Genomic DNA, 21232 nt, shown 5'->3' with positions numbered 1-21232 from the left:
GTTGTTATATAATGGAATAGTTATCGTATTCCGATTGTGTCACGTATTGTCTGTATTTTTCAAATACTTCAAAGCCAATAGTATCTTCCCAATCTTTAAGCACTAAATGTCTATCAATAGAATTGATACCAGTAATTTGTGCTGCAGTACCAGTAAAGAAAGCACCATCAATATCCTTAAGATCTTCTGGCTTATATTGACCTTCAACTACTTCCACTCCTAAAGACTTTGCTATATCAAACACCACATTTCTTGTGATACCTGGATAGATATGTCCTTTTTGAGAGGTATACAGTTTACCTTCTTTCTCAAAAAAGAAGTTTGCCCCTGTTCCTTCAGCGATGAAACCATCTACATCCAATAACAAAGCATCATCAAAACCTCTTTCCTTTGCTTCTGCTATAGAAACAATTGAGTTAATGTAGTGACCAGAAATCTTAGCTTCTACATTAAAAGAGTGCGGACTTGGTCTTGTATAAGTAGAGATAGTAATATCCAAAAGGTCTTTACCTAAGAATTTATCCCATCTCCAAGCCGCAATAAAAATGTTGTGCTTCTTTGTTGGTGTTAGATCCATGTTTGCTTCTGCATAAACCAAAGGTCTTATATATGCATCAGAAAAACCGTTTTCCTCCAACAATTGATAAGAAACACCTACCAATTCATCTACACTGTAATCTAGACCGAGGTGCATAGTATTTGCAGCATCGAGAAAACGTGAAAAGTGATCTCTAGCTTTAAAAATGTTCGGACCTAATGCCGTACCATATGCTCTCATCGCGTCAAAGACGCCATTTCCGTAGTGTAAAGACTGTGAAAACAAATCTGCTTTCGACTCTGCTGCCTTTACAAATTCTCCGTTATGGAAAATTACTGTGTCTTGATCATAATACTTCACCATAAATGAAAAGTATTTAAGGGTGATAAATCGGATTTATTAATGTTGTAAAAAAAAACCACTGTCAAGTGTAAATTTTCTGACAATGGCCAAGTTTTATTTTTTAAACAAAATATACGTAGTGACCATTATCTTTCCTTTAGCAGGACGACAATCGCAATAATGATAATATTAAGGACGATATTTTGCGTTTTTTTCAACATTTTTAATCATTGTTTAGCTCAAATATAATTATCTATTTTTTTCTTTTGCAAATAATAAAAGAAACGTTTCACTTCTTTTTAAAAATAATTACGATAGCTAACAGTATACACCACAACTTTAATACATCAAACAACACAATAGCACTTAATTAAGCTAATAATATTTATCATTTCTAACTTTAATTATAAACCATGTATATTTGTAGCAAATAATTTTTTTAGGCGATGATACAAAGAGTAGGCAGTATTGTAAGAGATAAAATCTTTCCATCATTAACATGGAAAAAAGAAGTTACACATAAACCCACTATTTATCTCACTTTTGATGATGGACCCATTCCTGAGATTACTCCTTGGGTTTTAGATCAATTAAACCAATACGACGCTAAAGCTACTTTCTTTTGTGTCGGGGATAATATCAATAAACATCCAGATGTATACCATCAGGTTTTAAAAAATGGTCACCGAGTAGGAAACCACACTCAGAATCATTTACAATATTGGAAAAACTCCTATTCACATTATTTAGAAAATGTCAAAAAATGTGATGAATGGCTAGCTTCAAATACACTCTTTCAAATAACTTCTAGCAAGCCCTTGTTTCGTCCTCCACATGGACAGGTTGGAAAACAAATGATTCAAACTCTTAATAAGGAGTATGAAATTATCATGTGGCATGTTTTAACTCGAGATTATAATAAGAACTTTAAAAAAGAGAAGTGTTTATCCACTGCTATTAAACTAACAGAAGATGGATCTATAGTTGTTTTTCATGATAGTATTAAAGCTGAAAAGAATTTGAAGTACGTTCTCCCTCGATTTTTAGAGTATTTTTCTAAAAAAGGTTATGTTTTTGCCTCACTTTAATTAAAGAAAATATAATTTTTAAAAGTAGATGCTGAAAAAAACTATATTTGTATTTACAAAGAACAAAAGCGTTTAAAAAAAATGGGCAAGATCATAGCTATTGCTAATCAAAAAGGTGGCGTAGGTAAAACAACAACTTCGGTTAATTTAGCTGCAAGTTTTGCTGTTTTGGAATATAACACACTTTTAGTTGATGCAGATCCACAAGCGAACTCAACGTCTGGTTTAAACCTAGACCCTAAAGAGGAAAGAAAAAGTATCTACAATTGCATGGTGGAAGATATCAATGCAGAAGATATTATTGTTGCTTCTGATTTTGATAATTTAGACATTATTCCTTCTCACATCGACCTTGTAGGGGCCGAAATTGAGATGATTGATATAGAAGATAGAGAAACAAGAATGTTGAAAGCACTTGAACAAGTGAAAGACAAATATGATTTTATTATCATTGATTGTTCTCCTTCATTAAATTTAATTACAGTAAATGCACTTACTGCTGCAGATTCTGTAGTAATTCCTGTACAATGTGAATATTATGCATTGGAGGGATTGGATAAACTTTTAAAAACCATCGATTTAATCCAATCACGTTTAAATCCTAATTTATTAATTGAAGGTATTTTAATGACGATGTACGATACTCGTCTTAGATTATCCAACCTTGTAGTAGAAGATGTTAGAAAGAATCTTGGTGATTTAGTGTTCAAGGTAATCATTCCAAGAAATATTAAAATAAGTGAGGCACCTAGTTTTGGTGTTCCGGTTATAGAACATGATGCGGTAAGTAAAGGGGCGGTAAGTTACCTGAACTTAGCACAAGAGATTCTCAAAAAAAATAAGATAGAAGTGAAAGCTTAATACTTTCATCTCTATACCGATAATAACCTTGATTTAAATAATATGTTAGGCTGATTATAGTTATGCCAGAGAAACAAGAAAAGAAAACATTAAAAAGGAGAAATACATTGGGTAAAGGACTTGGTGCTTTACTTGGTGAAAATAAATCTGAAACCCCTACTCCTGAGGTTACAGAAAATGTAACTCCTGAAGTACAACAACAAGTAGTAGAAAAACTTGATGAAATTGCTATTTCTGAAATTGAAAGAAACCCTTATCAACCTCGTTTAGAATTTTCTGATGAGGCATTAAAGGAATTAGCTGATTCTATCAGGGTTCAAGGTATTATTCAGCCTATTACCGTAAGAAAACTAACAGAAAAACAGTATCAAATTATTTCTGGTGAACGTAGATGGAGAGCGTCTCAAATGGCAGGATTAGAAAAAATCCCTGCATATATTAGAGGTGCCAATGATACGCAAATGCTAGAAATGGCTTTGATTGAAAATATTCAAAGAGCAGATCTAAATCCAATAGAAATTTCTATCTCATACCAACGTTTAATCGCTGAATGTGATCTAAAACAAGAGGAACTTGGTGATAGAGTGGGTAAGAAAAGATCTACAGTAGCCAATTACCTACGTTTATTAAAGCTTCCTCCTGAAATCCAAACAGGATTAAGAAACAACATGATCTCTATGGGACATGCAAGAGCTTTAGTTAATGTAAATAGTATCGAAGTACAGTTAATGATTTTCGATATGATTGTCAAAAATGAGCTTTCAGTAAGAAAAACTGAAAACCTTGTTAGAGATGTCATTCAAGGAAAAGATCTTAAAAAGGGTGATGTTAAAACAAAAAATCAACCTCTTGATTTTGAGTTCAGTCGCTTACAAAGAGATTTATCAACTCACTTTGGGACTCAGATTAAAATTAATAATGCAACAGATGGAAAAGGAGAAATCAAAATTCCTTATCAATCTGTAGAAGACCTTAATAGAATACTGGACATTCTTAAAACACACTGATGCCTAATTTTCTTAAAATTTTATCTTTCTTTTTATTCACTATTGGCTTATTATTCTTTTCTACTTCTGCTAAAGCACAAGTAGAAACAGATTCTGCATACATAAAAATGTCTGAAGAGGAGAAAAAAGCCTATAATGATAGAAAAATAGACTCTTTATCTTCTTTAAAGGAGATGCCGAATCATATTGATCAAAAAGAAAGAAAAAGAAAAAAACGTATACAGTATAAAAATTTAACCGAACCCACTCAAGCTTCATTTTACACTATAGTTATCCCAGGTCTTGGGCAAATCTATAATAACAAAGTATGGAAAATACCTATTTTGTATGGTGGATATGCTGTGTTTGGGTACTTTATAAAATTTAATCATACCAACTATATCGAGAGTAGTCATTGGCTTGCCTATAAAGCAGATGCTGATCCTACTAACGATCATCTTATTCCTGAAATATATCGTGATTTATCGGTGGACAACTTGGTCTCTAGAAGAGATCGTTTCAGAAGAGATCGAGATTTTATGATTATCGTGTCATGTGGTTGGTATCTATTAGGTGCTTTGGACGCTGCAGTAGATCAACATCTTAAGTATTATGATGTAAGTGATGATTTATCCTTACAATTTAAGCCTGCAGCTATTCCCGATCCCTTAACCGGCTTACCTGCATTGGGAGCAACTTTAACTTTAAATATAAATTCAAAATAAAAATAACAAATGAATTTTCTATTAATAGGATACGGAAAAATGGGTAAAACCATTGAAGGTATTTTAAAAGAACGTGGACATAACATCGTCAATATCATTGACTTAAACAATAGAGAAGATTTTATTAATATTGATCCTTCTACTGTAGATGTAGCTATTGAATTTACTCAACCTAGTTCTGCTTATGACAATATCAAAATTTGTCTTGATAAAGGAATTAGAGTAGTTTCTGGTACAACAGGTTGGTTGGATAAAAAAGATGAAATAGAAAAAGCAACTAAGTCTCAAAACACTGCATTCTTTTATGCATCAAATTACAGCTTAGGGGTAAATATCTTTTTTGCTTTAAATAAAAAATTAGCTGAAATGATGTCTGCATTTAAAGCAGAGTACAAAGTGGCTATGGAAGAAATTCATCATACTCAAAAATTAGATGCACCTAGTGGAACGGCTATTACTTTAGCAGAAGGTGTGATTGAAAAATTTGATGGTGTTGACTCTTGGACTCTACAAGGTGAAGATGAACCAAAAGACAATGGTATAGAAATAGTTGCCGTTAGAGAACCAAATGTACCTGGTACTCATGAAGTAACTTACGAATCTGAAATTGATAGAATTGATATTAAACATACTGCTCATTCTAGAAAAGGGTTTGCATTAGGTGCCGTATTAGCTGGAGAATGGCTTCATAAAAAAGAAGGTATCTTTGGTATGAATGATATGTTAGCTTTATAAAATTATGAGTAACAAAAAGAAAAAAGGCGTATTAAGAGAATGGGGTGATGCACTATTATTTGCCGTAGTTGCTGCCACTTTTATTCGATGGATAGCTTTTGAAGCGTTTACAATTCCTACTTCTTCAATGGAGAAGTCTTTATATATTGGAGATTTCCTTTTTGTAAGTAAATTACATTATGGACCTCGTACTCCAAAAACTCCATTACAAGTACCTCTTACGCATCAAAAAATCTGGGGAACTGATATCAACTCTTTTTCTGATGCCATTCAATTACCTCAATTTCGTTTGCCAGGGTTTAGTGATGTAAACAATAATGACATTGTTGTTTTCAACTATCCTGCCGAGCACAATGATTATCCTGTTGATTTAAAGACCAACTATATTAAAAGATGTATTGGTATTGCAGGAGATGATATTCAAATCAAAAATCAAGAGGTTTATATCAATGATCAAAAAGTTGCATATGGTGAGTATGTAGAATTACAAACCGATTATACTTTAGAAACTAAACAATTGCTTTCTCTTGATGTTTTGGCAGAAAATAATATCTATTACAATGTAGATAATATTGCCATCTTCCCATCAGAACAAGCTGCTGCTAATTTAAATGATTACTATAGAAATTATCCGGGAATGTACCCGCTAATTTCAAAATCATCAGAAACGAATACTTTTATTTATAAGAATGTCAACTTAACAAATAAGCAAGTTGCTACCTTAAAAAATAATCCTCTTGTCGTTTCCATAAAACCTATTATTGAGAATAGTGACCATAGAATCTTTGGTGGAGCTGTAAACAATTGGTCTGCTGATAATTTCGGTCCATTACATATTCCAAAAGAAGGTGAAGTGGTAAAAATCACTGCGGATAATTGGCCATATTATAAAGATATCATTCAAAAATATGAGGAGAACGATAACCCTCAATTTAAAAATGGTCAATTATTAATAGGAGGACAAGCAACTGATTCTTATACGATACAACAAGATTATTACTTTATGATGGGTGATAACAGACACAATTCCCTTGACTCAAGATATTGGGGTTTTGTTCCTTCTGATCACATCATTGGTAAAGCAGTAATGACTTGGTTCTCTAGAGATGCAAATCCTCAGACAGGTGCAGTAAGATGGGATAGAATCCTTCATATTATTGATAGTGATTTCCAACTTCCAACTGCTGTTAAAGTCATTATTCTTGCATTATTCTTCGGAACTGTCTTTTTCTTCTCTAACAACGACAAAAAGAAGAAAAAAAAGTAAAAAAACTTTTGTAAATTAATTATGCTAAGAGCCGAAGACCACATCCTTCGGCTTTTAAGCACACTATCATATAACATATATAAACGATCAGTCAGAAATGAAAAAATACTTACTAGGAACAATATTTTCCTTTCTATTGTTGCCCTTATCTTTGTGGGCACATGAAGGAATGTGGCTTCCCTCACTTCTTCAACAACTAAATGAAGAAGACATGCAAGCCAATGGTTTTAAATTGACTGCTGAAGATATTTACTCTGTAAACAAATCAAGTATGAAAGATGCTGTGGTTTGGTTTGGCAGAGGATGTACAGGTGAAGTTGTTTCAGATAAAGGCCTTATTCTTACCAACCACCACTGTGGATATGGTCAAATTCAATCTCATTCATCTGTAGAAAAAGATTTATTAACTGAAGGTTTTGCAGCTCAGTCGTTCGGTGAAGAACTTGCAAACCCTGGTTTAACTGTTTCTTTTGTTGTTCGTATTGATGATGTTACTTCTAAAGTATTGAATGGAGTAAAAGACAATATGAAAGAAGAAGATCGACAAAAGTTGATTGCAGAAAACATCAAAAAAGTTGGAGATACAGCCGTAAAAGGTACTCATTATGATTATCAAATCAAGCCTTTCTTCTATGGTAACGAATACTATATGTTTACGATGGAAACATTCTCAGATATCCGTTTAGTATTTGCCCCTCCTTCTTCTGTTGGTAAATTTGGCGGAGATACTGATAACTGGGTTTGGCCACGTCATACTGGTGATTTCTCTATTTTCCGTATCTACGCTGGAAAAGATGGTAAACCTGCTGAATATTCAGAAGACAATGTTCCTTATACTCCAAGATACCACTTCCCAATTTCTTTAAACGGTGTAAAAGCAGATGATTTTACAATGGTTTATGGCTTCCCAGGAAGAACACAACAATATTTACCTTCTGAAGGAGTTGATTATACTGTCAACAAATCAAACCCTATCAAAATAGCAATGAGAGAAAAAACCATTGCTATTCTTGATAAGAATATGAAAGCAGATGATGCCGTAAGAATCAAATATTCTGCTAAGAAAGCGAGAGTAGCGAATGCATATAAAAAATGGATTGGAGAAAGTAAAGGTTTAGAACGTCTTGATGCCATCAACAAGAAGGAAGAACAAGAAAAGATGTTTGCTGATGCAGTAAAAAATAAACCTGAGTATACAGATCTTCTTAAGAAGTTTGAAGAGCAATTTGCTTCAGTAGAAAAATATCAGCTTGCTAGAGATCTTTATATTGAAGAGTTATACTATGGACCTGAAGTCTTAAGGTTTGCTCTAGGATTTAAAGAACTGAAAAAGTATGAAGCAGGCACTCCTGATTTCATAGCTACTGTTGCGAAACTAAAAGGGAATGCTAAAGGGTTCTTTAAGAACTATGATAAAGGTACAGACAAAGAAATTTTTGTTTCTGCATCTACTCTGTACTCAGATGCTATTGATCCTTCTTTCTTGCCTGAAGCATTTAAAAATGCAAAGGACAAAGGTAATTTCAATAAATTAGCTTCTAGTATTTATAAGAAAAGTCTTTTCTGTAATGAAGAAAAACTAACGGCTTTATTAGAAGGGAGTGAAAGTGCTATAATGGGTAAGATCAAAAAAGACCCTGCTTATATTTTAGCTAACGATATTTATGAAATCTACTCTAATAAAGTAGTATTTGAATATAGATCACTTACTGAAGAGATCAACCTTTCGATGAGAACTTATGTAAAAGCATTAAGAGAGGTATTTCCTAATAGAGAATATGTAGCTAATAATAAAGGAGCAAGTAAACAATATTGGTCAGATGCCAATTCAACGTTACGTGTAACATATGGTAAAATTGAAGGATCTGAACCAAGAGATGGTGTAGAATTTAAATATTACACTACTCTAGAAGGAGTGATGGAAAAAAGATTAACCGATGTGCCTAAAACACATGAGTTCTATGTACACGAAAAACTTATCGATCTTTACAATAAGAAGGATTACGGTCAGTATGGCGAAGATGGACAAATGATTGTTTGTATTACAGGATCTAACCACACCACTGGCGGTAACTCTGGTTCTCCTGTAATTAATGCAGAAGGTCAATTAATAGGTATCAACTTTGATAGAACATGGGAATCAACTATGTCTGATGTAATGTTTGATCCTGTAAAATGTAGAAATATTATCGTTGATATCCGCTATGTATTATTTATTGTAGATAAATACGGTGAATGTCCTCGTTTAATTGAAGAAATGAATTTAGTGAAAAACTAAGTTGTCTTTTTTCTAATGGTAAAAGGCCACCTCAATTTAATTTGAGGTGGCCTTTTACTTTAGAAAAGAATTTGAACTAAAAAGTTTATCCCATTCAGTGATGAAATTACCCCTTCGTCAAAATAACTATCTATTAAATAATGTATGAGAAGAATATATTTTATTCTTCTAAGCCTAATCGATCAGAAATTTCTTCAATAGCTTCTTCTTCATCTTCACAAACACCTTCAGATGCTTCTGCAAACAATTGAAGTATATCTAGAATATCTTCTTTTTCTTCATCGTGTTCATTTAAATAAATCGCCAAAGTGTCTAAGAATTTATCCTTCCACTTATCCAAGGTATTTACCAGGTATTCCAATTCTTGAAAATACAGCTTCTGTAAATCTTCTAATTCACTTCTAGTTAATTTATGCTTGTAAGCATCAGACATAAATTTCGATAGGTACTTTACAAATACCCACTCTTCTTCGTCTACAACGCCATCTGATGCTACGATTAATAAACATGGAAAGTACATAAGAAGAATATTAAAATTGTCTTCTGTAATCTCTATATTATTAGATGCTGTATATTCCTTGTATAGCTGATTTATAGTCGTTTTCGCACTCATGCTATAAAAATAGTTTCAATGTCAGTTAATGATGTTACCAAAAATTTCGGCATTCGCTCTTCGTGTAGTAATTTAGCTTATTAAAGACAAATAATTATACAATGAGCGGTATTATTTTAGCCATAGAGTCGTCTTGCGACGAAACTTCTGCCTCTGTTGTAAGCAACGGTAAAGTGCTTAGCAACATTGTATCCACGCAAGAAGTACACCAAAAATATGGAGGTGTAGTTCCAGAACTTGCTTCTAGAGCACATCAAAAGAATATTTTGCCTGTGGTAAGTGAAGCATTAAAAGATGCAAATATAAAAAAAACAGATTTAAATGCAGTAGCCTTTACAAAAGGTCCTGGGCTTTTAGGTGCATTATTGGTTGGAGCATCATTTGCCAAAGGGATGGCGATGTCTTTAGACATTCCATTAATTGGTGTAAATCATATGCAAGCTCATATTTTGGCTCATTTTATTGATGATCCGAAACCCCAATTTCCATTTCTATGTCTAACAGTAAGTGGAGGTCATACACAATTAGTTGTTGTGAAGTCTCCTTTAGAAATGGAAGTAGTGGGAGAAACAATTGATGATGCAGTAGGAGAAGCATTTGATAAAACCGCTAAAATAATGGGATTAGATTACCCAGGTGGGCCACTAATAGATAAGTTTGCTCAAGGAGGAGATCCATTAAAATATCCTTTTCCTAATGTCAATATTCCTGATTATAATTTCTCATTTTCAGGTATTAAAACTGCATTTTTAAATTTCTTAAGGAAAGAAAATCAGAAAAACGAAAACTTTATCGAAGAGAATAAAGCTGATCTTTGTGCAAGTATTCAACATACATTAATCAAAATATTAATGAAAAAGTTGATTAAAGCAGCCAAAGAATTAAATATTAAAGAAATAGGTATTGCTGGTGGTGTTTCTGCAAATTCATCACTAAGAAATACTATATTAGAAGAAGGAAAGAAAAAAGGCTGGAATGTTTATGTACCAGATTTTGAACACTGTACTGATAATGCAGCAATGATCGCAATGGCAGCACACTATCAATATGAAGGAAAAGATTTTGAAGCATTGAACACATCTCCAAATCCTAGAATGAAATTTAAAGGAACTAACGAATAACGCTTAAATATGGGTGTATTTATTGTGATTTTTGCCTTTGCAGCGGCCATTGGTTTAGGTATATTTTTGAATATCAACTCTAAAAAATCAAAACCAATAATTCCTGCATCAAATACATTAACTGATGCCGATGTGATTGCTATGGCAAGAAAACATATTCATGGTATTAGTGTAGCTGCATTATGCTTAGCTACAAAAGTAAGTGCTAAAGAAGCAAGGCAAAAGCTTGAGGAACTTAGAAAAGAAGGTATACTTTATTTAAATGTTGACGACGAAGGCAACGAAAAATTTAAAATAAGTGATACTTCTCTACTTGATTAATATTTATTCACATATTCCCTACTATGTTGAATAATTATTCATCTATATTTATTAATACTAACGTACGCTAAAAACATCTTTAGTTCAGTAAAGAAAATGAAAATATATAGCCTTTTGAATCTTTTTCAAAAGGCTTTTTTTCTATCAAATGCTTTACCATATTTGTATCATGGAAACAATACTAGCATTCATAACTTGGGATGTAAATCCTGAAATTTTCCCAAGTATATCTTGGTTACCGGTGAGATGGTACGGTTTATTATTCTCTTTAGGATTCTTTATCGGAACATATATTATAGCTAAAATTTTTGTTCGTGAAAACAGACCTGAATCTGATGCTGACGCTATCCTAATGTATATGGTTGTGGCAACTATTGTTGGTGCAAGGTTAGGTCACGTCATTTTTTATCAACCAGAATATTACTTTACTCCATCACACTTCATCGAAATTTTTGAAATTTGGAAAGGTGGTTTAGCCAGTCATGGTGGAGCAATCGGTATCATTATCGCTCTTTTTTATTATAGTAAAAATCGTCCAGACCAACCTTGGTTATGGATTTTAGATAGAGTTGTTATACCTGTTGCCTTAGCTGGATGTTTTATTCGTTTTGGTAACTTAATGAACTCTGAAATTATTGGTGTTGCTTCAGATCTACCTTGGGCATTTAAATTTATCCATGCTCATGTTTCGGATCCTGAAACACCAAGACACCCAGCTCAGCTATATGAATCAATTACCTACTTAGGTATTTTCTTTGTACTTGCAGGAATTTATAAAAAAGAAGGACCAAAACTTCCTCAAGGAAGATTATTCGGTTTGTTCTTGGTTCTGGTTTTTGGAATGCGCTTCGTATGGGAATTCTTTAAAGAAAATCAAGTAGGTTTCGAACAAGGAATGGAATTTAACATGGGACAATTATTAAGTATCCCTGCAGTTTTAGGAGGTTTATATTTTATATGGAGATCAACAACTCCTGCTGCAGCTCCTCCTCCTTTTCCAAAAAATAATCCCAATTTAGGAAAAGAAAAATAAGATTTAATTTATACAAGCCTATCCTAGTGATAGGCTTTTTTGTTACTTCACTAATCTATTTCAAACTCTAATTATGATTGCTAAAACTCCAACCCCACCCTATTACGCTGTTATTTTCACTAACATCAGAACCAATATTGATGATGGCTATGGTATTACCGCAGACCATATGGTGGAAATGGCAAAAAAACAAGAAGGCTTTTTAGGTATTGAAAGTGCTAGAGATGGTTTAGGAATTACAATCTCTTATTGGACAGATTTAGCATCTATCAAAAAATGGAAAGAGAATAGTGCACACTTAACTGCTCAAAAGATGGGAAAGGATAAATGGTATGAACAGTATACAACGAGAATTGCCTTAGTGGAGAGAGAATATTCATTATAAGTACTACAATCTTAAGTAATAAACTTTATACAAAGTACTTTAATCTGATTCCCCTTCTCAAAATGTTGATAAGTTTTTGAATTTAGATCAGTAAAATAAAAAAGTTATTCACAATTATGTTTTGTGAATCGTTGGTTTAACAAAGATTTGTGAATAAGATACGGGGGCTCATACATAGTTAAGGCTCATAAACGGAATTCTCCATTTATGAGCCTTTTTATGTTGATAAGCTTTAATCTGATGTAAATTAAATCAGATATTTACAAACAAGGAAGACTAAGCTTCTGCTTCTTCATAATCACTTACTGGTATACAAGAACATATTAAGTTTCTATCGCCAAAAGCACTGTCAATACGACGAACAGTTGGCCAGAACTTATTAGCTTGAACATAAGGAAGAGGATAAACCGCTTTCTCTCTTGAGTAAGGCAATGTCCACTCTCCTGTTATAGTCATTTCTTGTGTATGAGGTGCATTCTTTAGAACATTTTCTACAGCATCTGCTTGCCCATCAATCACTTCTTGAATCTCTTTACGGATCTCAATCATAGCATCACAGAATTGATCTAATTCTGCTTTACTTTCAGATTCCGTTGGTTCGATCATCAATGTACCAGGTACTGGGAATGATACTGTTGGAGCATGGTAACCATAATCCATCAAACGTTTTGCGATATCTTCTACTTCGATACCTGCAGGTTTGAACTGACGACAATCAACGATCATCTCATGAGCGTTTCTACCATTTGCACCTACATATAATACAGGGTAATGCTCTTTCAATCTTATTTGCATGTAATTCGCATTTAAGATGGCTGTTTTAGTTGCATTCGTTAAACCTTCTGCACCCATCATTGCAATGTAAGCATAAGAGATTGGAAGAATACTTGCTGATCCCCAAGGAGCAGCTGAAACAGCAGAAGAAGCTTTTTCTCCTACATTATTATCAATTACAGCATGACCTGGTAAATATGGAGCTAAATCGGCTACTACACCAATTGGACCAACACCAGGACCACCACCACCGTGAGGAATACAGAATGTTTTATGTAAGTTCAAGTGGCAAACATCTGCTCCAATTGTGGCAGGAGAAGTTAAACCAACTTGAGCGTTCATATTTGCTCCATCCATATAAACACGTCCACCGTTATCGTGAATGATTTGACAAATCTCTATAACAGACTCTTCAAATACACCGTGTGTAGATGGATAAGTAATCATTAATGAAGAAAGGTTTTCAGAGTGTTGAGCTACTTTATCCTTTAAATCATTAAGATCAATATTACCCGCTTCATCACATTTTACAATCACCACTTTCATCCCTGCCATTACAGCTGATGCAGGGTTGGTACCGTGAGCAGATGAAGGAATAATAGCAATATTTCTGTGACTATCTCCGTTCGCTTCGTGGTAAGCACGGATTGTTAATAGACCTGCATATTCACCATTTGCTCCAGAGTTAGGCTGTAAAGACATGGCATCGAAACCTGTGATTTCACATAACCATGCTTCTAAGTTTTTAAAGATTTCTTGATATCCTTGTGCTTGTTCTTTTGGCGCAAACGGGTGGATTGAACCAAATTCAGGCCAAGTTACAGGAATCATTTCTGCAGTTGCATTCAATTTCATGGTACACGACCCTAGAGAAATCATTGAATGTACTAAAGAAAGATCTTTATTTTCAAGACGTTTTAAGTAACGTAACATTTCGTGCTCAGCGTGGTATTGATTAAATACTGGATGAGTCAAGAAATCAGATGTACGTTGTAAATCAGAAGGAATAGACACACTCACCTCATTGGCTAATGCTTCTACATCAACTGCTTCGTTTAAACCAAGAGCATCTTGGAAAATATTGACAATATCAACTACGTGAGAAACGTCTGTTTGTTGGTTCATTGAAAGGCCAATGTTACCATTTTCAAAATAACGGAAGTTTGTCATACGCTCTTCTGCTAAAATTTTAATCGCTTTAGCTTGAAGAGGAGTTGTATTAATTCTTACAGTTTCGAAATAATCTTTGTTGACGATTTCTAAACCGATTTTTTCAATTGAATTTACCAAAAGGTTGGCCATACCATGAGTACGGTAAGCAATTGTTTTCAATCCTTCTGGTCCGTGATAGACAGCATATGCAGAAGCCATCACTCCTAATAATACTTGAGCTGTACAAATATTAGATGTGGCTCTCTCACGTTTGATATGTTGCTCACGTGTTTGTAACGCCATTCTGTACGCCTCATTACCGTCTTTATCTTTAGATATACCGATAATACGACCTGGAATTTGACGTTTGTAAGCATCTCTTGTGGCTAAAAATCCAGCATGAGGACCACCATATCCCATAGGAACACCAAAACGTTGTGCAGAACCTACAACTGCATCTGCATCCATTTTACCTGGCTCTTTAAGAAGAGTTAGTGCCAATAGATCAGAAGCCATAGCTACTAAAACTCCATTATCATGAGCAGCAGCTATAAAATCAGTATAATCTGATATTGCTCCATTAGTATCTGGATATTGAACAAGAACACCAAATAAAGTAGGATCAGTAATATCAAGTTCAGCTACATCACCAATCACAAGTTCTACACCAATTGGAGTACAACGAGTTTTTATTAAATCTAATGTTTGAGGATGACAAGAATTAGCTGCAAAAAACTTATTTGCTTGCTTTTTCTTAGCTCCTTTTCTAGCACCATGGAACATATGCACCACTTCACCTGCAGCAGTAGCTTCATCTAGAAGAGAAGCGTTAGCTAATTCCATACCTGTTAAATCAGTCACCATAGTTTGGAAGTTCAATAACATTTCCAATCTACCTTGAGCGATTTCAGCTTGATAAGGAGTATAAGCAGTGTACCATCCTGGGTTTTCCATGATATTACGTAAAATTACAGGAGGTGTAATAGTGTTGTAATATCCCATACCAATGTAAGAACGATAGATCTTATTCTTTTCGGCAATAGTTTTAAATTGACGTAAGAATTGGTATTCGGTTAATGGTTGAGGAAGTTCTAAAGGTTTCTCAAGACGAATTTTCTCAGGAACCGTTTGAGCGATTAATTCATCAATGTCAGATACTCCTAAAGCGGCTAGCATCTCTTCGATTTGAGTATGGTTGGGCGCATTGTGCCTTGCCTCAAATCTTTCGAAATTGTTTAAATCAATTTTCATCGACTATGGTTGTGTTGTGGTAATAAAAGACGAGCATAGGAAGGTTAATGAAGATGTGGTAAATTTTTCCCGCATCCTCCCTGTCAAATGCTGCGCAAATATAATTAACTTTGTTTATTAAATGAACCTTACTAAATAATTGTATGAAGAAATTTTAATAGTATTCATTTATTTCATAAAAAATAACATTACTATCAAAATTCTGTTTTTAAGTACTATACAATTTAAATTAAGAGACCTTTTTGTCTTAAATGAGTAAAATTCTTACATCTGTCGAAACTTTTACCTAATAATATAAACAATATGTATTATTTTGTATCTAAATCAATTTGATAATCAATTAATTATATCAATTTTTAAATAAAGTACAATTTCAAGAGTGTAAGAAACGCTTTGCACCAAATGGAATGATTGAACAATTACCCCACTGATGAAAACAAGTCTACTAACTATACTGCTTACTATTTGTTACTTAAATTGTTTTGCACAATGTAAAACAAATAACTATTGTATCTTCTTTCAACAAGAAGCTATTACAACTATACATCTTCAAATCGATTCTTTAGATTTTGAAACCTTCAAAAATAAATCAACGAGTAGTAAGCAGCTTATATACGGTCAACTGAAGGTGAAGAGTCAACATCAAAAAGATAGTATTTCAACTGTAAGTTTAAGTATTGAACAGAAAGAGGGAAATAGTAATTATAAAAAATCTATTTTCTTAAATTTTGGTCAGCCACATCAATGTAATGTTGAAGGAATATATCTGGAGGCTATCAATAATGATCCTACCTTATCAAGAAAAAAGCTTACCAATAAACTACTTTTAGATGAGGGTATACCAACACCAAGAACAGCTCATGCTACTTTTTATATCAATAATGAATTTATAGGTCTATATCTGATAAATGAGAAAATAAATGATAATTTTCTACAACATCATTTCAATAATCAAAAAGGGCTTTTATATGATTGTAAGTATGGAGCTGACCTAATAAATGACCCAAATACTTATCTTGACAACGATATATACACTTTAAATTCTGGGAAAGATATTTATAAAGCTTCACTTCAATCTTTTTTAGATAGTATCAATACTTTACATCATACGAGTTTTAGAAATTATATTCAAAAACATTTTGAGATAGAAATGTTTATCAAAACATTAGCTATTGAAGTGCTGTGTGGACATTGGGATAATTATTCATACAACAAAGATAATTATAGTCTTTACTTTAATGAATCAACCAATAAATGGACATACATACCTACAGGCTACAATAATACTTTTGGAATTAATTATGTTTCAAGTGCTATTGATTGGGCTAATCGAGATATTAACCACTGGCTTGATCCTTTTGAAGCTAGAATTCTAGTGAGTAAAATTTTAGAAGATCCAGAGTATAGAAACCTATATAATGTATTTATTCATCAATACATCAAAAATACTTTTAATACAAAAGTATTATCCCCTTATTTAAATCAGCAAAGAGAAATGTTACTTCCTTTTGTTGAAAACGATTACCTCTATACAATGGAATATGGTTGGACAGCCAATGATTTTATCCAATCATTTGAACATCATCATCAAAAACATATTGATCATGGATTAAAAGCGTTTATTGATGAGCGAAGTCGATCTGCCAAGAAACAAGTGATTTTACCAACAGACTCTGACCTATCCTCACATTGGATCAAAACCATCAAATATCTTCCCGAGCCTAATAAAAATATAGTTTGGATGGAAATGAATGATATGTCTTATAAAAGATGTTTAGTATCAGTAGTCAATGAAAAAGGTAAGACTGTAAAGCGTTTTATTTACCCACCTTCAGCTTCTATAAAAGTAGAATACGATAATTTCTCTAAAGGAACCTATTTTATCAATGCTGAAATTGAAAATCAAAAAGGCAGTTGGGTTAATTTACCTAATGTGATTATTAAAAATTAAATTTCATATTGAATCTACCCCATTTTGGATAGTAAGGAGGAAAAGTATTTTCTGGCTGATAATTATGTCTATCCCAAAGGTATTCAAAAGATCCACTTTTATGAGATAAAACAACACCAATTGATAAGGTGTGGATTAATTTAGGTATTTGATGATACTCAATTACATAAGGTGATTTTTCAAAAGAGATTAAACTACCTTGCATTTCTCCTGAATACATATTTAGCATACCTCCTGAAACAAATTTGATATAAATTTGATTGATCTTAAAATTTCTAGCTAACCAACTCTCTACAGCTTGATCTCTGACTGTTTCATCTTCTGACCACATCCCTGAATTGTATTTAAGTTTAGAATATTTACTCTCTTTGATATTATGAAATCCTTTGGCTTTCTCCTTTTTACTCCAGGGCCTTTCTCCATTCACAAAATAATTATTAAACAAACCAATTCTTAATTGAATACTCCCTTCTGCAGATATATCCATAGTTCCTACCGTTCCTCTTAAAACCAAAAAGTTTTCAACAAAAGGCAAGACCGAAACAAAGTCTTGTTTATAAATGACAGTATAATTAAGCAATAAACCATTTCCTATTTGATTTTCCCATCCTTGGATTTCGTTATTTCCTATGGCCGAATGAAATTGATTTTGAAAAAATTCTGCTCCTGCTATTTCACCAACAACACCAACATCTAAATGAGTTTCAATAACATATCCATGTGAAGGAGAATAGGATTCTCTACTTAACCTAAAATACGTCTGACCACAAAAGGGGATGTCTGTAGAATCTACTTGTGTTTGATTAACATTTTTGGGTGTATACATTCTATGACCAAAACCTAATGTGTAGAGATCATGACTATCTTTTGCTCCTATTGTCAGTGCTTTTGTCAATTTATTATCTAAGCCCTTCCAACCTGCTGTAATAGCTGTACCAAAACTATAAAACTGATCTGTACTCTTTAATAAAAAAAGATCTTCATCAATAGTTAATTTGAAAAAAAAAGGAGTTTTATCCTTCTTTTCTTTTTTCTCTTGGCCTTCTGATTCAAAGGAGATCATCAAATAAAAAAATATTTGAATAATATTAAAAAGACCGGAATAGTTAATTCTTGATTTCAATGATAGATTTTTAAAGGATACTTAGGTGATGTATGTTATATCTAAGTTAATAAAATTATAGATGAATTGTTAAAAATTCACTAAACATCATTTTCGGGCTTATAAAATTGTGAGAAAAACCTTTAACACTTACTTGAGTAAACAATTTTCACTTTGTCTAAACTATTGATAACCAATAGTGTAAATATCAATATGGAAATTAACTATTTGAAGTTAGTTTATTGTTATTCAAAGATTCACTAAGTGTAATATTGACATTTTAAAAGTATAATTCCTTATTTGTATTTTTACTGTAAATAATTATTCAATTAACTATCTGTTAGTAAAGCTATTACTCTTCAAACACTTCATTATTCCTTTTTATTAAAAGAGAATAATTACATCAATTAATTTATTACTATCTAAGTTTTTATTATGAAAATTATCAAAGCGACAAAAGAACAACACTATCATGAATTTTTAAACCAATCTCCACATCAATCGATTAGCAAGGATTATTTAAAAAGGAATGTAACTTATGTGTTAATTTACAAAGGTGAAATCTGTGGTGGATATGTATTTGGAAACACTTACCCTTATAGATATACAGAACACATTACAGATCAAATTGATAAGCAGAAGATGCTTCACTTTACCGCATACAATAATGTTACAGAAATATCTTGCATGTGGATAAAGGATGAATTCAAAAAATCATTATTAAGTAAATTTCTTTGGGCCTCGATCGGCTACAAGGGTTATTTTGGGAATGCTGAATTTTATTTATTTGGCACAAAATCTAAGAAACTTGCTAAAGTTCTTAACTTTCCAATGTCTGTAAAACGTTATATGAGTAGCAGGGTTGATGATAAAAAAGGTTATCACTTCTTTATTGCTGACCGCAAAAAGACAATACTCGGAGCCCTTGAAATACTCTTTGGCTTATTTATTAAAAAGCCCAATAGAGAACTTATCAGATAATAAAAAAGCTGTTCCTACCATTGGAACAGCTTTTTTAAGCTATCTAAAAAGGTAAAACTCTAGATACTTCTTCTTTATATTTTTTAAATGCTTCGGGACGATTCTTCATCATCTGAGCATCTTTTAACGGTATGGATGCAAACATAAACATGGCCCACATTCCAACAGAACCTAGTGCTGCATACCATGGTGCATTAAAAGCATAAGCCATAATAGCTAAACCAAACCAAAACATCATCTCACCTAAATAATTAGGGTTTCTCGATCTCCCCCAAATTCCTGTCTTAAGAATATCTGATTTTTGAGGGTTCGGTCGCTTTCTAAATTTATCTAATTCATTATCTGCTAACAACTCGAACACACCTCCTAAAAAGGCTATTAAAGCACCTAGATAAAAATAAAGGGGTACTTCTTTTAAACCAAAAAGACTATTCTTAAGATCAAAAACATAAATCATCCCCCAAAAAGATAAGAATACAATTACAGTAGGATAAAAATGTAACGCTAAGAAATTGATAGGCTCGAACACCTTACCAAATTTATTTCTAAAATTGACATATCTAAAATCTTCATGATGCCATCCTGGCCAACCTCTGGCCCAACTAAGTGTTAACCTCCAAGACCAAAAACTTATTACAAATGCTGCTACCCATTGAGGAGTTCCCCATTTGTCTCCATGAAGGAAAAAATAACAACCTGCTAATAAGTAGAAAGGAATCACAGACCAATAAGCATCATAAGTACTTGTATTCTTTTTGATCACTGAAAAAATATAACAGACTACCGTCATAACAACATCTGCTACAAACATATTCCAAATCTTATTTCCAACGTCTATATATTGATAACTCAATATTCCTGATACACCAATGATTATATAAATTATTGTGATTTCGAGTATTGCTTTTTGTTTATCTGTCATGATATTTTCTTCAATTTATAATCTGGAAATGCTTGATACCTATTTTCTAACCAAGGGTACTTTATTAAATCTTCTTTTTTAGCTGACCACTCAATTTTTGCAAACTTACTTACAATTCCTTTGGCATATTTATCTTCATCATGCGTGGGAACAACTACTTTTGGAGAGAGTTTCTGACATAAGTTTTCTACGCTTTTTATTCCAGGAGATACCACACCCCCTAAAAAGAAAGGTAATTTATATAAGTTGAATGGAGTAAAAAGTAATGTACATTCTGGTACTATTTTTAAGGCAGTAGAATGTTCTTGATCTAATTCGAAACCATGTGTTAAAAGATAAATGCTTTCATTTTTTGAAGACAGCACAAATCCATCATAAATGGGATCAATTAGTCTTCTTGTAGGCAAAAAATGAAAGTCTATATCTAAAACAGATACAATTGAATTCTTTTTATCCATGCCAATAAATTCAGTTTCAGGCAACACCTTCTTTATCTCTTTTTTAATAGAAGACGGACCTATCACTAATTTAGGTTGAAGCTTTTTAAGTGTGACTTTATGAAAGTGATCTGGATATTTTTGCGTGATCAAAACTGCATTGTAATCCGGTAATTGATCATATGGTAATGGTGAAGTTCTATGCCATTGTGTATTGAACCATGAAAAAAAATCGACCTCTACTCCTTCTAGCCAAGGGTCAATGAGAAGTTTCAATCCGTCTAACTCTAAGAACCAAGAGTTATCCATATTGAGCCGTTGTAAGTTAATCATATAAGAGAAAGCCTGTATTTTTAATTATTTCCTTGT

19 protein-coding genes are annotated in these 21232 nt (G+C 32.8%); 13 read left to right on the top strand and 6 right to left on the bottom strand.

Features of this window, described 5'->3' with window-relative positions:
• Nucleotides 1-4 precede the first annotated feature (4 nt).
• Entirely contained in the window at nucleotides 5-901 is an 897-nt protein-coding gene (gene ilvE / locus NH26_RS18070; protein ID WP_044223277.1) for a branched-chain-amino-acid transaminase, read from the bottom strand.
• A gap of 425 nt (nucleotides 902-1326) precedes the next feature.
• Here ilvE and NH26_RS18065 point away from each other — a divergent pair, with 425 nt between their 5' ends.
• From NH26_RS18065 to NH26_RS18035, 7 genes are all read left to right on the top strand, one after another.
• Nucleotides 1327-1968, top strand: a complete 642-nt coding sequence (locus NH26_RS18065; protein ID WP_044223275.1) for a polysaccharide deacetylase family protein — start codon at nucleotides 1327-1329, stop codon at nucleotides 1966-1968.
• A gap of 81 nt (nucleotides 1969-2049) precedes the next feature.
• Complete coding sequence (locus tag NH26_RS18060) at nucleotides 2050-2829, top strand: ParA family protein (RefSeq protein ID WP_044223274.1); 780 nt, start codon at nucleotides 2050-2052, stop codon at nucleotides 2827-2829.
• 62 nt (nucleotides 2830-2891) lie between these two features.
• Nucleotides 2892-3836 carry a ParB/RepB/Spo0J family partition protein gene (locus tag NH26_RS18055; RefSeq protein ID WP_044223272.1) on the top strand — a complete coding sequence of 315 codons (945 nt, stop codon included), beginning with the start codon at nucleotides 2892-2894 and terminating at the stop codon, nucleotides 3834-3836.
• On the top strand, nucleotides 3836-4540 hold the full coding sequence (locus NH26_RS18050) for a DUF5683 domain-containing protein (protein WP_044223270.1): 705 nt from the start codon (nucleotides 3836-3838) through the stop codon (nucleotides 4538-4540). Before NH26_RS18055 ends, NH26_RS18050 begins: the two co-directional genes overlap by 1 nt.
• Before the next feature lie 9 nt (nucleotides 4541-4549).
• Nucleotides 4550-5275: a 4-hydroxy-tetrahydrodipicolinate reductase gene (gene dapB, locus NH26_RS18045; protein WP_044223268.1), complete on the top strand. Its 726-nt coding sequence runs from the start codon at nucleotides 4550-4552 to the stop codon at nucleotides 5273-5275.
• A 4-nt stretch (nucleotides 5276-5279) separates the two neighbouring features.
• On the top strand, nucleotides 5280-6542 hold the full coding sequence (gene lepB, locus NH26_RS18040) for a signal peptidase I (RefSeq protein WP_052431992.1): 1263 nt from the start codon (nucleotides 5280-5282) through the stop codon (nucleotides 6540-6542).
• A 97-nt stretch (nucleotides 6543-6639) separates the two neighbouring features.
• Nucleotides 6640-8820 (top strand): S46 family peptidase, encoded by a 2181-nt coding sequence (locus NH26_RS18035; protein WP_044223267.1) that lies wholly within the window; start codon nucleotides 6640-6642, stop codon nucleotides 8818-8820.
• Nucleotides 8821-8980: 160 nt separating this feature from the next.
• Here the strand turns inward: NH26_RS18035 and NH26_RS18030 are convergent, their stop codons facing one another.
• Nucleotides 8981-9433: a hypothetical protein gene (locus NH26_RS18030; RefSeq protein ID WP_044223266.1), complete on the bottom strand. Its 453-nt coding sequence runs from the start codon at nucleotides 9431-9433 to the stop codon at nucleotides 8981-8983.
• A gap of 101 nt (nucleotides 9434-9534) precedes the next feature.
• On the opposite strand from NH26_RS18030, the gene tsaD reads away from it, so the two are divergent.
• From tsaD to NH26_RS18010, 4 genes are all read left to right on the top strand, one after another.
• Nucleotides 9535-10554 (top strand): tRNA (adenosine(37)-N6)-threonylcarbamoyltransferase complex transferase subunit TsaD, encoded by a 1020-nt coding sequence (gene tsaD / locus NH26_RS18025; protein ID WP_044223265.1) that lies wholly within the window; start codon nucleotides 9535-9537, stop codon nucleotides 10552-10554.
• Nucleotides 10555-10563: 9 nt separating this feature from the next.
• Nucleotides 10564-10875 (top strand): hypothetical protein, encoded by a 312-nt coding sequence (locus tag NH26_RS18020; RefSeq protein WP_044223264.1) that lies wholly within the window; start codon nucleotides 10564-10566, stop codon nucleotides 10873-10875.
• A gap of 169 nt (nucleotides 10876-11044) precedes the next feature.
• Entirely contained in the window at nucleotides 11045-11908 is an 864-nt protein-coding gene (gene lgt / locus NH26_RS18015; protein ID WP_044223263.1) for a prolipoprotein diacylglyceryl transferase, read from the top strand.
• 73 nt (nucleotides 11909-11981) lie between these two features.
• A complete protein-coding gene (locus NH26_RS18010) occupies nucleotides 11982-12293 on the top strand; it encodes an antibiotic biosynthesis monooxygenase family protein (protein WP_044223261.1) in 312 nt (103 codons plus the stop codon).
• 276 nt (nucleotides 12294-12569) lie between these two features.
• On the opposite strand, the gene gcvP is transcribed toward NH26_RS18010, so the two are convergent.
• Nucleotides 12570-15470 carry an aminomethyl-transferring glycine dehydrogenase gene (gene gcvP / locus NH26_RS18005; RefSeq protein ID WP_044223259.1) on the bottom strand — a complete coding sequence of 967 codons (2901 nt, stop codon included), beginning with the start codon at nucleotides 15468-15470 and terminating at the stop codon, nucleotides 12570-12572.
• Nucleotides 15471-15900: 430 nt separating this feature from the next.
• Between gcvP and NH26_RS18000 the strand changes: the two genes are divergently transcribed.
• Entirely contained in the window at nucleotides 15901-17421 is a 1521-nt protein-coding gene (locus NH26_RS18000; RefSeq protein ID WP_044223258.1) for a CotH kinase family protein, read from the top strand.
• Here NH26_RS18000 and NH26_RS17995 read toward each other — a convergent pair.
• A complete protein-coding gene (locus NH26_RS17995; RefSeq protein ID WP_044223256.1) occupies nucleotides 17411-18484 on the bottom strand; it encodes a lipid A-modifier LpxR family protein in 1074 nt (357 codons plus the stop codon). The two genes, NH26_RS18000 and NH26_RS17995, sit on opposite strands and share 11 nt — an antisense overlap.
• 474 nt (nucleotides 18485-18958) lie before the next feature.
• Here NH26_RS17995 and NH26_RS17990 point away from each other — a divergent pair, with 474 nt between their 5' ends.
• A complete protein-coding gene (locus NH26_RS17990; protein WP_044223254.1) occupies nucleotides 18959-19504 on the top strand; it encodes a hypothetical protein in 546 nt (181 codons plus the stop codon).
• A gap of 43 nt (nucleotides 19505-19547) precedes the next feature.
• On the opposite strand, the gene NH26_RS17985 is transcribed toward NH26_RS17990, so the two are convergent.
• Complete coding sequence (locus NH26_RS17985; RefSeq protein WP_044223253.1) at nucleotides 19548-20426, bottom strand: DUF1295 domain-containing protein; 879 nt, start codon at nucleotides 20424-20426, stop codon at nucleotides 19548-19550.
• Entirely contained in the window at nucleotides 20423-21172 is a 750-nt protein-coding gene (locus tag NH26_RS17980; RefSeq protein ID WP_044223251.1) for an MBL fold metallo-hydrolase, read from the bottom strand. The genes NH26_RS17985 and NH26_RS17980 overlap by 4 nt, the downstream gene beginning before the upstream one ends.
• Nucleotides 21173-21232: the final 60 nt, after the last annotated feature.

This window comes from Flammeovirga pacifica, from assembly GCF_000807855.2.
Lineage (GTDB): Bacteria > Bacteroidota > Bacteroidia > Cytophagales > Flammeovirgaceae > Flammeovirga > Flammeovirga pacifica.
This window is presented reverse-complemented; position numbering and strand designations above follow the sequence as displayed.